Here is a 16,672-nt window from a genome sequence, read left to right as displayed (position 1 = left end):
CCTTCCAACTCAACTGCAATAGGTTCGGCCGAGAAGATCGGAGAGGTTCTCCAGATCCTTTTCCAGCCTGCGATAGACATCCTCGTTCATCGTCTCCGGCGTCATCACCGCAAGCCCCGAATGAAGGCGCATGGCCTCGCGATAGAAGGGTGACATCTGGCCGTTGTCGTAGGCGTTCGGCAGTTTTTCCACCTCGGTGCGGATCTCGTTCAGCTGGAACAGGATCGAGCGCGGGTTGAGCGGATCGAGTGCGAGCAGGTCGTTGACCGTCAGGCGCGCCGTGTTGACGTTGTAGCGGCGGCGGTGGGTCATGACGCTGTCGCCGATCTCAAGCAGCATGTCGAGCGCGCCATCGGGTGCATCCGGGCCGGAGAGGTGGGCGAGCATGCGCGTCATGTGCAGGCCGCGTTCCAGATGGCGGCCGATGGACAAGAAACGCCAGCCGGTGAAGCGATACATGTTTTCATGCACGAGACCGGCAAAGCCTGCGAGCTTGCGCAACAGGATGGTTGCTGCATGGGCTGCATCATCACCCGGTTGAGCCGCTTCATGGAAGCGCTTGGCGGTCTTCGCCAGATCGGTCAAGGCCAGCCAGCCATCGGGCGAAAAACGGTCGCGGATATTGCTGGCGGAATAGATGGCGCTGTTGATGTTTTGAAGTAGCGGTTCGGGCACGGCTTTGACCATGTCCATATCGACCGACTTCAGGTAGCGGGTCACATCGGCAAGCAGAGGCGCATTCGGATCTGCCGATTCCGCGTAACGCAGATGCCAGGAACGCAGGATGCGCAAGGCGCCTTCGGCGCGTTCGATATAACGGCCGAGCCAGTAGAGATTATCGGCGGCGCGGCTCGGCAGCGAGCCCGGCATGTTACGGGTAAAGCTCTCTTCCGGCGGCAGCAGGGTCGATTTCGACACCGGCTTGTCGGAGACGATCCAGACGTCGGCGGCAGCCCCGCCCGACTGCATGGCGATCGCGGCAACATCATCGCCGGTGCCGATGCGGGCAAAGCCGCCGGGCATGATTTCCCAGCCGTTTTCGGTACGGGCAGCAAAGACGCGCAACGACATCGGCCGCGGCGTCAGCTTGCCATCGACCCAGGTCGGCGTCGTCGAAAGGGTGACGACTTCCTGGCCGACGAGTTTTGCACCTTCGCTCGCCAGCCAGTCGCCGACCGTGTCCTTCGCGGTCTCGCGCAGCGACGAGCCGAGTACGGACTGGCTGTTGTCGTCGAAGAAAGGCAGCCGGGAATAGGCGGGGCCGATGACCATGCGCTCGATATTCTTCGCCACATGCTCGCGCTCGGATTGCTGGCCGCACCACCATGTGGCGATCGACGGCAGGATCGGGTCTTCACCGAGCAGACGGCGGCAGATGGTGGGGGCAAAGGCGAGAAGCGCTCGGGTTTCCAGAATGCCGGAGCCAAGCGCGTTGACCAAAGTCAGCGAGCCGGAGCGCAGCGCCTGCACCATGCCGGGCGTGCCGATATGCGAATTCTGGTCGAGTTCCAGCGGGTCGGCATAGGATGCATCGAGGCGACGCCATAGCACGCCGACCGGCTTTAAACCGGCAACGGTGCGGACCATGACGCGGTTGTTGACGACGGTCAGATCCTCGCCTTCGAGCAGCATGAAGCCGAGATAGCGGGCGATATAGGCGTGTTCGAAATAGGTCTCGTTGGCGGGGCCGGGCGAGAGGACGGCGATCCGGTCATCCGGGTATTGCTTGCGCGATTGCAACGCATCGCGGAAGGCGCCGAAGAAGGAGGCGAGGCGATGGACGTGGGTTTCGCCATAGATATCGGAGAAGGCGCGGGTGGTGGCGACGCGGTTTTCCAGCGCGAAGCCTGCACCCGACGGCGCCTGGGTGCGATCGGCCAGAACCCACCAGTTGCCATCCGGACCGCGGCCGATCTCGAAGGAACAGAAATGCAGGTAATGGCCGCCGACCGGCTTTACGCCGACGAGCGGGCGCAGGAATTCAGGATTGGCGGCGATCAGTTGCGGTGGCAGAAAACCTTCCTGCACCAGCCGGTTTTCACCATAGATGTCGGCAATCATCGCCTCGAGCAGGTCGGCACGCTGCTGCAGTCCGCGAGAGATATTCTGCCACTCGTCTTCCTGGATCAGGACCGGGATATGGGAGAGCGGCCAGTTGCGCTCGCCGGTGCCGCCGGGGCCGGTGCCGCCATAGGTGCGGTAGAAAACGCCGGCATCGCGCAGATAACGGTCGGCGCGGGCGAAACGCTCGTAAAGATCGCCTTCCGACAGGCGGCTCAGATGGGCGATGAGGTTTTGCCAGACAGGCTTGATCTCGCCCTTGGCATCGAGCATCTCGTCGGCCACGCCGGGGAGCGCGGCATAACCGAGGATCGGATCGTGTTCGATCTCCTCATCCATGCGTCGTTCGCTCGCCGTGCCAGTCGTCAATTCGCGTCATACTCCTTGCGGCCGGCGGAGATCGAGCGTCAGGGGGAATTCGGGCGAAGGCGTCTCCGGCATCAAGGGATAAAATCCTGCCGTGTGACCCCAGGGCTCGAATCGCGCCAGACGCCGCGCTTCCGCCTCGTTGCCGTTCACCGGGAAGGTTTCATAATTGCGGCCGCCCGGATGCGCAACATGATATCTGCAGCCGCCAATCGCGCGGCCAGACCATGTATCATAAATATCGAATGTAAGCGGCGTGTTAACCGGCAGCACGGGATGCAGGCCGGAGGCCGGCTGCCATGCCTTGAACCGCACGCCGGCGACCGAGACATCGGACTGGCCGGTTTGCTTCAATGGCACGGCGCGACCGTTGCAGGTGACGGTGTAGCGCGACGGGTTGGAGGTCTCCAACCTCACCTGAAGCCGCTCGACCGAACTGTCGACGTAGCGCACGGTGCCGCCGATCGCGCCCTGTTCGCCCATGACATGCCAGGGCTCCAGCGCCTGCCTGAGTTCCAGCTTGGCGCCTTCGTAGTCCACCTCGCCGAAGAAGGGGAAGCGGAATTCCAGCTGCGCCTCGAACCATTCGGGACGCAGGTCGAAGCCGTTTTCGCGGAGGTCCTGCAGCACATCGATGAAATCGGCCCAGACATGATGGCCAAGCATGAAACGGTCGGCGAGCGCCGTGCCCCAACGGACAAACTTGCCCTGAGCCGGGTTCTTCCAGAACCGGGCGATGAGGGCGCGTACCAGAAGCTGCTGGGCGAGCGACATGCGGGCATTCGGCGGCATTTCGAAACCGCGGAATTCGACAAGGCCGAGGCGACCGGTCGGGCCATCCGGCGAAAACAGCTTGTCGATGCAGATTTCCGAACGGTGAGTGTTGCCGGTGACATCGGTCAAGAGGTTGCGGAACAGGCGGTCGACCAGCCATGGAAGCGGCGGCACGCCCTGGCCGGGAGCGGGAACCTGGGCGAGCGCGATTTCCAGCTCGTAAAGGCTGTCGTGGCGGGCTTCATCGATGCGGGGTGCCTGAGAGGTCGGGCCGATGAACAGGCCGGAGAAGAGATAGGACAGTGACGGGTGGCGCTGCCAGTGGAGCACGAGGCTTTTCAACAGGTCCGGGCGGCGCAGGAACGGGCTGTCATTCGGGTTGGCGCCGCCGACCACGACATGGTTGCCGCCGCCGGTGCCGGTGTGGCGACCGTCGATCATGAACTTGTCGGCGCCGAGACGGCTCTGGCGGGCCTCCTCATAGATCGCGGTGGTGATGTCGACGGTTTCCTTCCAGCTTGAGGCCGGATGGATGTTGACCTCGATCACGCCTGGATCGGGGGCGACGCGGATGACGTTGAGGCGCTCGTCATGCGGTGGTGCGTAGCCTTCGATATGGACCGGCAATCCCAGCTTGGCGGCGGCATTTTCGGCGGCGGCGATCAGTTCGAGATAGTCCTCGATCCGCTCGACAGGCGGCATGAAAACGCAAAGACGGCCATCGCGCGGCTCCACGGAGATGGCCGTGCGCACCGCGCCGCCGATCTCGCCGAGTGTCTGCTCTACGCGACCGAGATTAGTCGGGTCTCCCGCCTTGAAGGAAGATTCCGGCATGGCTCGGCCTTGGGTCGCATGCCCGGCGGGCACGAACGTATCCGGCAGCGCGCCGCGCGGGATCGATGGATCGGCTTCATGGATGTAGGGAAACTGCGAGGGTGGAATATAGGGCAGGGTGCCGAGCGGCAGGCGGTAACCGACGGGGCTGTCGCCGGGAACGAGAAAGATGCGGCCGCGGCGGGTGCGCCATTTCTCGCTGATCCATCGGCGGCTGATGGGTGAGCCGCTGGCCTGCGCATTCCATGCCTGAACGGGCAGGACGTGGCCAGTCGGCTTTGTAAGCCCGCGCTCGAAAACGCGGGCGATGCGGTTGCGCTCTTCCGGGTCCTTGAGTTTTGAATTGGACGGATCGACATTGTCCGGCAGCGAGCCTTCCTTGATGATCCATTCGGCGGGATCTTCATAGGCCGGCATCACCATGTCGGCTTCGATGCCGAGTTCACCGGCCAAGGCGGTCAGAAAGTTCTGCGAGTCGTCTTCGCTGACGCCGTTGTCACTGCCTTCCTGTGCGACGAGGTCCGGGTTCTGCCAGATAGGCCTGCCGTCCTTGCGCCAATAGAGCGAGAAGGTCCAGCGAGGCAGGCTTTCTCCCGGGTACCATTTGCCCTGACCATAATGCAGGAAGCCACCGGGGGCGAATTTTTCGCGCAGTCGACGGATCAGGATGTCCGCCTTTTCCCGCTTGGTGGGGCCGACGGCACCTGTGTTCCATTCGTCGGATTCGAAATCGTCGATGGAGACGAAGGTCGGCTCGCCACCCATGGTGAGGCGTACGTCCTGCGCCAAAAGTACCCGGTCCACCTCTTCGCCGAGTTCGTTCAACGCGTCCCAGCTCTCATCGGAAAACGGCTTGGTGATGCGCGGATGTTCGGCGACGCGGGCAACGTTCATCGCGAAGTCGAAGGATGTTTCGGCCTCGCCGAAATAACCGCCGGAGATCGGCGCGGCATTGCGGTAATGCGGCGTTGCGGCGAGCGGGATGTGGCTCTCGCCGGTCAGGAGGCCGGAGGTCGGATCGAGGCCGATCCAGCCGGCTCCGGGAAGATAGACTTCGCACCAGGCATGCAGGTCGGTGAAATCCACTTCCGTGCCGGAAGGGCCATCGAGTGCCTTCAGGTCGGGCGTGAGCTGGATGAGGTAGCCGGAGACGAAGCGGGTGGCGAAGCCGAGATTGCGCAGGATCTGGACCAGCAGCCAGCTCGTATCGCGGCAGGAGCCGAGTGCCGCCGTCAGCGTCTCTTCCGGTGTCTGGACGCCGGGTTCCATGCGGATAACATAGCTGATGGCCTGCTGCAGCCGCGCATTGATGCCGACGATCATATCGACCGTCGGCTGGTCCGGCGACATGTCGAAATTCTTCAGATACTCGACCAGGGCGGGGCCTGGCGGTTCAGGGATCATGTAGATCGACAGATCCTCGATCAGCTCTTCAGGATATTTGAACGGCCATTTGGTGGCTTCCTCTTCGACGAAGAAATCGAAGGGATTGTAGACCGTCATGTCGGCGACGAGATCGACCTCGATCTTGAACTCGGTGACCGGGTCCGGGAAGACGAACCGCGCAAGATAATTGCCGTAAGGATCCTGCTGCAGGTTTACGAAATGGTTTTCCGGCGTGACCTTCAGCGAATGCGACAGCACTTTGGTGCGCGAATGGGCGGCGGGTTTCAGGCGGATGATCTGGGGTCCGAGGCGGACGGGCTTGTCGTAGATGTAATGGGTGAGATGATAGATGCTTGCCTTGATCGACATGCTGTCCCTTCGAATGCCCTTATCCGGGCGCTCCCGTTTTCCCCCTTGTCGGGGCGTTCCCGCGGATGCTGTTTTTCGGCCTCGTTAAGCGGGCCGGTGCATCACTATTGAAGCTAAGTTTGTGCAATGCGGAAGAAGAAAGCAAGGACGATTGCGTGGTTATCGCTTGGACGAAACAGGGCGAGATCGATTTGTGGCAGCGCGTTCTTCCAATTCTGCCCCATAGTTTGCCAGTATAAAGTGATGACAAGCGGAAACCGAAGGTGAAGCGGCTCTGCCTGTACAACCCTTTACCGCGTGGTAAGTCTGCAGGAAGCATAGAGTCATGACATTGCGAGAGGAGCCAGTCGCAGATGTCTCACGCGGCCGCAGCAGCACCCGAACCTTACGAACTTCCGCTTTCCGGCCAGCTTCGCATGATGATGGCAGCATTCTGGGCATCACCGGTGCGTCGGCATCTGGTCATGCTTGCGATTGCGCTGCTCATCATCATCATCGCGACGACCTATGCGACCTATCGGCTGAATGAGTGGAACGGTCCGTTTTACGATGCGCTCGAGCGGCGAGACATGGCAGGTTTCCTCAAGCAGCTCGGCGTGTTCGCCATTATCGCCTTCTGCCTGACGCTGCTCAACGTGATCCAGACTTGGCTGAACCAGATTACCGCGCTGAAAATGCGCGAGGGGCTGGCGCGCGATCTCGCCAATGTCTGGCTGACGCCGGGGCGGGCGCTGAAGCTCGCAGGTGCAGGATCGATCGCCAACAATCCCGACCAGCGACTGCACGAGGATACTCGTATCCTGGCGGAGAACACCACGGCGCTGGCGATCGGTCTGGTCAACTCCACCATCCTGCTCGGCAGCTTCATCGGTGTGCTCTGGGCGATCTCGACGGATTTCGGCTTCAATATCGCCGGTCATCACGTCGTCATTCCGGGCTACATGCTCTGGGCAACCATCCTTTATGCGCTGACCGGATCGGTGCTCAGCAATGTCGTCGGCAGCATGCTGGCAAGGCTCAATGCCGATCGTTATGCGCGCGAGGCTGATCTTCGCTCCGCGCTGGTGCGCGCCAACGAGAACCTGAAGCCGATCACGCTTGCCCGCGGCGAGCCGAGCGAGCTTGCCCGTGTGCAGGACGCGATCGGCGGCGTGCTCGACATGCTGCGCAAGCTCGCCTGGGCGCTGACCAATCTCACCTGGGTCTCGTCCGGCTTCGGCTGGCTGGCGCTGGTGGCGCCGATCATCATCGCTTCGCCGATGTATTTTTCCGGCGAACTGACATTCGGCGGCCTGATGATGGCGGTCGGTGCGTTCAACCAGGTGAACACGGCGCTGCGCTGGTATGTGCAGAACTTCAGCGTCATCGCCGACTGGCGGGCAACGCTTGCCCGCGTTTCCTTCTTCCGCAATGCCCTGCTGATGGCCGATGCTCCGGCACAGGAAGGCGAGGTCATCACCTACAAGCACGGGGCGGAAACCGATGGGCTTTCGGTCAAGGGTGTCGAGGTTTATGGCGAGCCTGATCGTGGCGCGGACGGTCATGGCATCAAGCTGAAGGAGGACGGCTTCAGCGTCGATCCCGGCGAGAAAGTGATGGTCAACGGCGATCCCGGCACGGACAGACATCTGTTCTTCCAGGCGCTTGCCGGCATTTGGCCCTGGGGCAAGGGCGAGATCCTGCTGCCGCAGGCCGATAGGATGATCATGATGCCACAGGAGGGATATCTGCCGAGCGCCAAGCTGCGGGATGTGATGACCTATCCTTCGGGCATTCCGGACGTCACGGATGACGCCTTGAAGGCTGCCCTGCTGCAGGTGGGGCTCGATCGTTATGTCGAGCAACTGGACAAGGTGGAGCGCTGGGATCGGGTTCTCGACAAGGAGGAGGAGGCGGCGCTGCAGGTCGCCAATGCTGTTCTGCGCAAACCAGACTGGCTGATCATGGACGATGTGCTGGAAGGTCTGGAGCCGGAGGTGCGCGTGCAACTGATCAGCGTTCTCGAAGGGCTTGAGGGCACGGCGCTTGTCTATGTCGGTCGCTCGGAAGATTTTGCCAATCGGTTCAAGCCGAAGATCTACCATGTGGCGCCGCTTCAACCGAACGGGGCGAATGGGAACGGGCATGACAGCGCCCCAAGCGACAGTGAGACGGCATGAATAATCATTCTTCCCTGACGAAAAACGGACACGCCAAGACGGGACAATGCATCGTCTGCGGCCGGACCTTTCCGCTGTCAAAGCTGCATAAGGCCGGCAGTCTCAGGCCGCATCTCTACGAGATGATCGCCGAGGAGGTGAAAGATTGCGCACCGACCAGCCTGATCTGCGACGACGATCTTGCGCGCTTTCGGCGCCGCTATGTCGAAAGGCTTCTGGAGGAGGAGCGTGGCGAGCTTTCCGATCTCGACCAGAAGGTGCTGGACAGTTTTGAGAAGGGTACGCTGACGGTTCAGACAAGTTCCACCGCGGCCGCCGACCGGAAGTCGAGTTTCGGTGAGAAAGTTGCCGACAAGGTGGCGTCCTTCGGCGGCTCGTGGACCTTCATCCTGTCCTTCATCGCCATTCTGGTGGTCTGGATGGGGATCAACGTCGTCAACGTCTTTGCCCAGCCTTTCGACCCCTATCCGTTTATTCTTCTCAATCTGGTTCTCTCCTGCCTTGCTGCCCTGCAGGCCCCGGTGATCATGATGAGTCAGAAGCGGCAGGAAGAGAAAGACCGGCTGCGCGCCGAAAACGACTACATGATCAACCTGCGTGCCGAACTTGAGATCCGGCAATTGCACGAGAAGATCGACCACCAGATGGCCAAGCAATGGGAGCGTCTGGCGGAATTGCAGCAGATCCAGATCGAGCTTCTGGAGAGGCGAGACGACCCGCGAAAGGGCTAGAGCAACAAGCTCGTGATGTCGCTTGTTGGTCGTTGCATCGGATCGCAGACATCGCTAAGAAGCCGATGCGCTGGACGACCTGCGCCTTGAAACGTTCCGGGGACGGCCCCTTCTCTCTTACGAGATCGGTATGCCGCCAGAGAATATCTTTCCCAATCCTGTAGTCTCAACGGTTCGCGAAGTCCGCGTGCCCGGCAGCGCATTCGCGTTGTCGGCGCATCGCGTCCTGCCGTGTCCGTTTCATTCCAGAGGACATTATGGCCGGACCCATTGAACAGTTCGAAATCAAGACGCTTGTCGATATCGGCATCGCAGGCGTGGACCTGAGTTTTACCAATGCATCCGCCCACATGGTGCTGACTGTTGCTATCGCCAGCGCATTCCTGCTGTTTTCTACCAGTGGAAGAGCGCTTGTGCCGGGCAGATGGCAATCCAGCGCCGAGCTGCTTTATGAATTCGTCATGAAGGTGCTGAAGGACAATGCGGGTGAAGGCGGCATGCGTTTCTTTCCCTTCGTCTTCTCGCTGTTCATGTTCATTCTCGTTGCCAACATGATCGGCATGTTTCCCTACGCCTTTACGGTGACCGCCCAGATCGCGGTGACGTTCGCTTTGGCCATCTTCGTCTTTGCGCTCGTCACGCTCTATGGGATTGCGCGAAACGGACTTGGTTTCTTCCGCCTGTTCATGCCGGCGGGCGTGCCGGTGATGCTTGCACCGATCATCGTGCCGATCGAGATCATTTCCTACATCTCGCGTCCGGTCAGCCATTCCGTGCGACTGTTCGCGGTCATGCTGGCGGGGCATATCACGTTGAAGGTGTTTGCCGGCTTTGTCGTTTCGCTTGGCGGGTTCGGTGCCCTGGGAATGGCCGGCGCTATCCTGCCGCTGTTCATGACGGTCGCCATCACCGCGCTTGAGTTCATGATGGCCGGCATCCAGGCCTATGTCTTCACCATGCTGACCTGCATGTATCTCAATGATGCCCTGCATCCGGGCCATTGATTTGGTTCAAGGCGCCGTCGAATAGGCGGCGCCTTTTTCATCCGATCACGCCGGTGTCTGCGGGATGCGACCGGCGTTAGGCCTGCGCAGGTTGAAGAGGTTGCCGGTCAGGATCAGGGCCGCGCCGACGGCCATCAAGGCGTCCACCCCTTCGGAATACATGAAATAGCCGATGACGGCCGATAGCGGCACGCGCAGATAATCCATCGGCATCGCCACCGTCGCATCGGCGTGGGAAAGGGCCTTCGCCAGGCAGAAATGCGCAAATGTGCCGGTGAATGCGATGATGAAGATCCACGGCCAGACGCCGGCTGACGGCCAGGTCCAGACACGTAGCGCCGGGATGAGGCCGATAATCGACTGGATGATCAGCATCCAGAAGATGATCTTCGTGGCACTGTCCGTGCGGGTCAGGAACTTGGTTGCAATGAAGGATACGGCGAAGAAGAAGGCGGCACCCAGTACGACCAGATGTCCGGGATCAAGCGGCACTGCACCCGGCTTGATGATCAGCAGCACACCAACCAGACCGAAGCCGATCGCCACGCATTTGCGCCAGGTCAGGCGTTCGCCGAGGAAAGCTGCTGCCATAAGGGCAGCCCAGATCGGTGCGGTAAATTCGATGGCGATCACCTGCGCGAGCGGGATCATGGTGATGCCCATCAGCCAGGTGAACTGACCGACATAGTGGGCGATGTTACGGGCAATATGAGCCGGAAGGATGCCCGTCCGCATGGCCTTGAAGCCGCCTTCACGATAGACGAAGGGGAGGAGCATGACGAAGGCGATGACCGAGCGCATTTCCATTGCCTGGAAAACGTCGATCTCGCGTGTGACCTCGCGTCCGGAAACCGCCATGAGCAGGAAGAGGGCGATCGATGCCATCATCCATCCGGCCGCCTTTGCGATCGATTGCGTATTCTCCACCCCGTGTCTCCTCATGCGGCATGCCGTTCCGGCAATGCCCTATAGGGTTTCAGCTGCTAATGGAAATGGCCTTTTCGCCACATATGGCAGTGCCGTTGCGGTATTGGGCCGTATGCGATTTCGCGTCTAGCGCCACATGCCGCGCATGCGGGCTGTGACGTCTATTCGCACCTGTTGACGATGCTGGCGCTCAGCATCGGACATGGGGGCGACCACCGGCCAGGCGGAGGTTTCGAAGAATTGCAACAGCGTTGCCGGAATGAAGCGGGTGCGGGCGGCATAGACATGCCGGTCGCCTTGAGAATGCTGGCCATGCACAAAGAAACGCTGCGGGGTGATGACGTGGAGATGGTCCTTGGCGCGGGTCATCGCCACGTAGAGCAGACGGCGTTCTTCTTCGATCTCGGCTGTAGAGCCGACGCCGAGATCGGATGGGATGCAGCCGTCGACACAGTTCAACAGGAAGACGGAGCGCCATTCCTGGCCCTTGGCCGAATGAATGGTCGAGAGGATCATGTAATCCTCATCGAGCAGCGGCACGCCGGCCTGATCGCTGGTCGCATCCGGAGGGTCCAGCGTCAGCTCGGTTAGAAAGCGTTCGCGCGAGGTATAGCCGGATGCGATCTGTTCGAGCTGCAGAAGGTCGGCCTTGCGGGTCTCTGCGTCCTCATGGACGCGCTCGAGATGCGGCTGGTACCATTCGCGCGCCGTGCCGATTTCCGCCGGCCAGCCCTCGTTCTTGCGGATAGCGGTGAGCATTTCGATGAAGGCAGGCCAGTCTGCTCCGGAACGGGGCGGAGCGGGGATTTCCTGTAGTGCCGCGAGCGGCTCCGGGTCGGTCGCGATCGCATCGAGGATCTTACCGGCGGTCTGCGGGCCGATGCCGGGGATAAGCTGCATCAACCGGAAACCGGCAACGCGGTCGCGCGGGTTCTGGGCAAAACGCAGGGCCGCCAGCATGTCTTTCACATGGGCGCTGTCCAAGAACTTCAGGCCGCCGAATTTGACGAAAGGGATGTTGCGGCGGGTGAGTTCGACTTCCAGCGGGCCGGAATGATGCGAGGCGCGAAACAGCACGGCCTGCTGTTTCAGCGTCATGCCGGTCTCTCGGTTTTCCAGCACCTTTTCGACGATGTAATTGGCCTGCTCCGTCTCGTCCTTGACGGCAACGAGGCGAGGGCGCTCTTCCGACTGGCGGTCGGTCCAGAGGTTCTTGGTGAAGCGCTCGCGGGCGAGCTCGATCACGCCGTTTGCAGCGGCAAGGATCGTATTGGTTGAACGATAGTTGCGGTCCAGCGTGACGATATTGGCCGGCGGATCGAACGTATTGGGGAAATCGAGAATGTTGCGGATCGTCGCCGCGCGGAACGAATAGATAGACTGCGCGTCATCGCCGACGACGGTTAATCCATGTCCGCCGGGTTTCAGGCCCATCAGGATCGAAGATTGCAGCCGGTTGGTATCCTGATATTCGTCGACCATGACGTGATCGAAGTGGGCACCGACATCCTCGGCGATCGACGGTTCGCTCATCATCTGTGCCCAGTAGAGCAGCAGGTCGTCGTAATCGAGCACGTTCTGGGCCTGCTTGGCTTCGACATAGGATGCGAAAAGCTCGCGCAGCTGCTTTTCCCAGGCCTGGCACCATGGGAACCAGTTTTTCAGCACCTCATCCAGCGGCGTTTCGGAATTGACCGCGCGGGAATAGATGGCAAGGCAGGTGCCCTTGGTCGGGAATCGGCTTTCCATCTTGGAGAAACCCAATTCGTGGCGCACGAGGTTCATCAGGTCGGCGGAATCCTCCCGGTCATGGATGGTGAAGTCCGGGTCGAGGCCGATCTGATAGGCGTAGATGCGCAGGAGCCGCGAGCCGATGCCGTGGAACGTGCCGGCCCAGGTGAGCGCATCGGTCATGATGCCGGCATTCGCGCCCATCACCTGCTTGCATATACGCTCGACACGGCGGCCCATTTCGGTGGCCGCGCGGCGGGAAAAGGTCATCAGCAGGATACGGCGCGGATCGGCTCCCGAGACAATCAGGTGGGCAACGCGATGGGCCAGCGTATTGGTCTTGCCGGAGCCTGCGCCGGCGATCACCAGCAATGGGCCCGCAGGGCCGCCATTCGGGACGTCCGAACCATGCTCGACCGCACGGCGCTGGGCGTCATTCAGTTTTTCCAGATAGGCGACCGACATCAAATTCCGCACGTTGTTCCCGATGTGTTCGTTAGCTGTAACTGATTCGCACCCGCTTGCCTTCATTCCGTCCCGATCAGCGCGCTCAAGGTCAAACTTGACCGCATCGCTCGCCTTTCGCTATCGATTGTGGATCGCTTATCGCGTGGGAGATTTTCGTGAAAAGTTCGACCGTTTTCCTGGCCGGCGCGTTTGCCGCCGTTTCCTCGCTGACCTCTGCCTCCGCCGTATCGGCTCAGGTTGCCGACAGCCTGACGATCTACAATGCCCAGCACGAAGGGCTGACGAAGGAATGGGCTGACGCTTTTACCGAGGAGACCGGTATTGTCGTGACGATCCGCAACGGTTCCGACATGGAATTCGCCAATCAGATCGTGCAGGAGGGGGCGAACTCGCCTGCTGACGTGTTCCTGACGGAAAATTCTCCGGCCATGGCGCTGGTCGATGGCAAGGGTCTGTTCGAACCGGTTGACAAGGCGACGCTGGAACAGGTGCCGGAACAATTCCGCCCGTCGAATGGGCACTGGATCGGCGTTGCCGCGCGCTCCACCGTGTTTGCCTATGACAAGACGAAGCTCTCAGAAGACACGCTGCCGAAATCGATGCTCGATCTTGCCAAGCCGGAATGGAAGGGGCGCTGGGCGGCCTCGCCATCGGGTGCCGATTTCCAGGCAATCGTCGGCGCGCTTCTGCAGTTGAAGGGCAAGGATGAGACGGCTTCCTGGCTGAAGGGCATGAAGAAAAATTTTGCGGCCTATCGCGGCAATTCGGTTGCGATGAAGGCCGTCAATACCGGGCAGGCCGAAGGGGCGCTGATCTACCACTATTACTATTTCGGCGATCAGGCGAAGACCGGCGAAAACAGCAACAATGTCTCTCTGCATTATTTCAAGCATGAGGACCCGGGGGCCTTCGTGTCGATTTCCGGCGGCGGCATTCTGGCGTCGTCCCAGCACAAGCCGCAGGCGCAGGCTTTTTTGAAATGGCTGACAGGCAAGGATGGGCAAACGGTTCTGCGGGACGGCACATCCTACGAATATGCCGTCGGCAAGGGTGAGGCTTCCAATAAGGCGCTGGTGCCGCTCGATGAGTTGCAGGCGCCGAAGGTCGAGCCTTCAACGCTGAACAATGCCGACGTCACGGACATGATGACGGCTGCCGGCCTGCTCTAAAGCGGGCGGTTGTGATTCCGGTTGCGTGGGGACACTACAGGGCTTAGCTGCGGTGTCCCGTCATATTCAGGTCGACCATGACGTCAATTGCCGACAGCAAGCCGCTTTCCATGCCGCTGCCTCGTTTCAGATCGGGGATGCGCGGAACCTTTTCGCTTGCCGTCGTCATCGCATTTTTCGCGCTTCTGCCGCTGGGCTTCGTTTTCTGGGCAACGGCGGTGACCGGCGTTGAGACCGCGTCGCAGATGATCTTTCGGCCGCGAGTCGGCGAGCTGATGACCAATACGCTGCTGTTGGTGCTGTTCACCGTGCCGCTTGCAACGCTGCTCGCAACCTCTCTGGCGTGGCTGACCGAGCGGAGCGACCTGCCTTTCGCGAGGGTGTGGTCGGCGCTTTGCGTCGCGCCGCTCGCCATTCCGGCCTTCGTGCATTCCTACGCCTGGATCGGCCTATGGCCGGGTTTTCACGGATTGCCTGCCGGTATCGCGATTTCCGTCACTGCGTATTTTCCGTTTCTCTATCTGCCGATTTCAGCGGCACTTCGGCTTCTCGATCCGGCTCTCGAAGATCAGGCCGCCTCGCTCGGTCTTTCCGATGCGGCGGTTTTCCGGCGCGTGGTGCTGCCGCAACTGCGCCTGTCCATCCTCGGCGGCGGGCTGCTGGTGGGCTTACATCTTCTCGCCGAATACGGCCTCTATGCGATGATCCGCTTCGACACGTTCACAACCGCGATCGTCGACCAGTTCCAGTCGACCTATAATGGCGTAGCGGCAAATATGCTGGCTCTGGTGCTGGTTTTATGCTGCCTCGTCCTGCTCGGTTTCGATGCGGGCTTGAGGGGCCGCCGGCGTTATGCCCGCATCGGTTCCGGCGTGGCTCGGCGGTCGCGAAAGGCCTCTCTCGGCCGCTGGCGTTATGCCTGCATGCTCTTGCCGTTTGCGGCAGTTGTCTTCGCGCTCGGTATTCCGGCCATCACCCTGTCGCGCTGGCTGTTTGCCGGTGGCTCGGAAATCTGGCGGATGAACGAGATCGGTCTGGCGCTCAGCCAGACGCTGGTTATCTGCGTGGTTGGCGGGATCGCAACGACGCTTGCGGCAGTTCCCATCGCCTGGCTTTCGGTGCGTCGGCCGAGCCGCGGCAGCCGGATCATCGAGGGATGTTATTATCTCGCCAGTTCGATGCCGGGCGTGGTCGTGGCGCTGGCGCTGGTGACGATTACGGTGAGGGTCGCCCTGCCGCTTTACCAGACGGTTGCGACGATCGTGCTTGCCTATGTCATCATGTTCCTGCCGCGGGCGCTGATCAGCCTTCGGTCCAGCATCGCGCAAGTGCCGGCGGAGCTTGAGCAGGCGGCTGCGAGCCTCGGACGCTCGCCGGCCAATGCACTCTGGTCGACGACCATCAGGCTGGCGGCACCTGGGGCCGCCGCCGCGGTGGCGCTTTCCTCGCTCGGTATCATGAATGAACTGACGGCGACGCAGATGCTGGCACCGAACGGGACCCGCACGCTCGCCATGGCTTTCTGGGCACTGACCAGTGAAATCGACTATGCCGGTGCAGCACCTTATGCGCTGCTGATGATCCTCTTCTCGCTGCCGATGACGGCGCTTCTCCACCATCAATCAAAAAAGATCGCCGGCCGATGAGTTTTGTAGATATCCAGGCACTTCGCAAAAGTTTCGGACCGGTGGTGGCGCTGGACGGAATTGACCTCATGGTCGAACGCGGTAGCCGCACCGTCGTTGTCGGGCCATCCGGCTGCGGCAAGACCACGCTGCTGCGCCTGATTGCCGGTTTCGAGGCACCGGATGCCGGCCGCATCCTTATTGGCGGCGACACTATGGCGGAAGGCATGGCGGCGATGCCGGCATATAAGCGCAATATCGGTATCGTTGCGCAGGATGGATGCCTGTTTCCGCATCTCACCGTCGCCGGCAATATCGTCTTCGGCATGACGGAAGACCTGTCGGCGAAGCAGCGAAGAGCTGCGGAGCTGATGGAAATGGTCGGGCTGGAGCGTTCGATGCTGGCGCGCCGTCCCGATGAACTCTCAGGCGGGCAGCAGCAACGTGTTGCGCTGGCTCGCGCTCTTGCCCGCAAGCCGAGGCTGATGCTGCTTGATGAGCCGTTCTCGGCGCTGGATACGGGGCTGCGCGCTCAAACGCGCAAGGCTATCGGTGATGTTCTGAGGCAAGAGGGAATTGCGACGCTGCTCGTCACCCACGACCAGGCGGAAGCGCTGACTTTTGCCGATCAGCTTGCGGTGATGCGAGGCGGGCGTCTCGTGCAAGCCGGTCGACCGCGCGATGTCTATTCACGTCCCGCAGACCCGGCTACGGCTGCGTTTCTGGGTGAGGCTATCATCCTTCCCGCAGAAATGACGGATGGCCATGCCCACTGCGTGCTGGGACGGCTGCCGCTATCCGATCCCGCCATGTGTGCACGGCAAGGGATAATCATGCTGCGGCCGGAGCAGATCACGATCGCCGGCGAGGACGGTGAAGGGGTGGTTTTCGGGCGTGTGGTGGAGACCAGTTTCTGCGGATCGACCTGTGATATGCGCATCGTCCTGCGCGACGATGAGAGTGTCGTCCTTAATATCGAAGTCCCGAGTTCGACCGATGTGATCGCCGGCCAGGAGATCGCCCTGCGTATTTCGGGGACGGCGCACGTATTCGGCTGATTTTGTTCCA

Annotated in this window: 10 protein-coding genes; 6 read left to right on the top strand and 4 right to left on the bottom strand. The window is 61.1% G+C overall.

Going from position 1 to position 16,672, the window contains the following annotated elements:
* Positions 1–9 precede the first annotated feature (9 nt).
* On the bottom strand, positions 10–2,400 hold the full coding sequence (locus tag JNB91_RS02510) for a circularly permuted type 2 ATP-grasp protein (RefSeq protein ID WP_220324251.1): 2,391 nt from the start codon (positions 2,398–2,400) through the stop codon (positions 10–12).
* A 36-nt stretch (positions 2,401–2,436) separates the two neighbouring features.
* Entirely contained in the window at positions 2,437–5,790 is a 3,354-nt protein-coding gene (locus JNB91_RS02505; protein ID WP_220323944.1) for a transglutaminase family protein, read from the bottom strand.
* 353 nt (positions 5,791–6,143) lie between these two features.
* Here JNB91_RS02505 and JNB91_RS02500 point away from each other — a divergent pair, with 353 nt between their 5' ends.
* The 3 genes from JNB91_RS02500 to JNB91_RS02490 all read left to right on the top strand — a co-directional run bounded on the left by JNB91_RS02500 (position 6,144) and on the right by JNB91_RS02490 (position 9,684).
* The gene (locus JNB91_RS02500; RefSeq protein WP_220323943.1) at positions 6,144–7,949 is read left to right on the top strand and encodes an ABC transporter ATP-binding protein/permease; all 1,806 of its coding nucleotides are present in this window, start codon (positions 6,144–6,146) and stop codon (positions 7,947–7,949) included.
* Positions 7,946–8,680 (top strand): DUF1003 domain-containing protein, encoded by a 735-nt coding sequence (locus JNB91_RS02495; protein ID WP_220323942.1) that lies wholly within the window; start codon positions 7,946–7,948, stop codon positions 8,678–8,680. The genes JNB91_RS02500 and JNB91_RS02495 overlap by 4 nt, the downstream gene beginning before the upstream one ends.
* A gap of 257 nt (positions 8,681–8,937) precedes the next feature.
* A complete protein-coding gene (locus JNB91_RS02490; protein ID WP_220323941.1) occupies positions 8,938–9,684 on the top strand; it encodes a F0F1 ATP synthase subunit A in 747 nt (248 codons plus the stop codon).
* Between the two features lie 45 nt (positions 9,685–9,729).
* Here JNB91_RS02490 and JNB91_RS02485 read toward each other — a convergent pair whose 3' ends face one another.
* Both JNB91_RS02485 and JNB91_RS02480 read right to left on the bottom strand, forming a co-directional pair.
* Positions 9,730–10,611: a DMT family transporter gene (locus tag JNB91_RS02485; RefSeq protein WP_346269250.1), complete on the bottom strand. Its 882-nt coding sequence runs from the start codon at positions 10,609–10,611 to the stop codon at positions 9,730–9,732.
* Between the two features lie 126 nt (positions 10,612–10,737).
* Positions 10,738–12,807 carry an ATP-dependent helicase gene (locus JNB91_RS02480; protein WP_220324249.1) on the bottom strand — a complete coding sequence of 690 codons (2,070 nt, stop codon included), beginning with the start codon at positions 12,805–12,807 and terminating at the stop codon, positions 10,738–10,740.
* A gap of 158 nt (positions 12,808–12,965) precedes the next feature.
* Here JNB91_RS02480 and JNB91_RS02475 point away from each other — a divergent pair, with 158 nt between their 5' ends.
* From JNB91_RS02475 to JNB91_RS02465, 3 genes are all read left to right on the top strand, one after another.
* The gene (locus JNB91_RS02475) at positions 12,966–13,979 is read left to right on the top strand and encodes an iron ABC transporter substrate-binding protein (protein WP_220323940.1); all 1,014 of its coding nucleotides are present in this window, start codon (positions 12,966–12,968) and stop codon (positions 13,977–13,979) included.
* Positions 13,980–14,089: 110 nt separating this feature from the next.
* Positions 14,090–15,625 carry an ABC transporter permease gene (locus JNB91_RS02470; RefSeq protein ID WP_223218029.1) on the top strand — a complete coding sequence of 512 codons (1,536 nt, stop codon included), beginning with the start codon at positions 14,090–14,092 and terminating at the stop codon, positions 15,623–15,625.
* Entirely contained in the window at positions 15,622–16,662 is a 1,041-nt protein-coding gene (locus JNB91_RS02465) for an ABC transporter ATP-binding protein (protein ID WP_220323938.1), read from the top strand. Before JNB91_RS02470 ends, JNB91_RS02465 begins: the two co-directional genes overlap by 4 nt.
* Positions 16,663–16,672: the final 10 nt, after the last annotated feature.

Origin of the sequence: Aliirhizobium wenxiniae, from assembly GCF_019511445.1 — a bacterium.
In the GTDB taxonomy this organism is placed as follows: Bacteria; Pseudomonadota; Alphaproteobacteria; order Rhizobiales; family Rhizobiaceae; genus Neorhizobium; species Neorhizobium wenxiniae_A.
The sequence above is the reverse complement of the archived record's forward strand: the minus strand, read 5'-3'. Positions and strand labels throughout refer to the sequence as shown.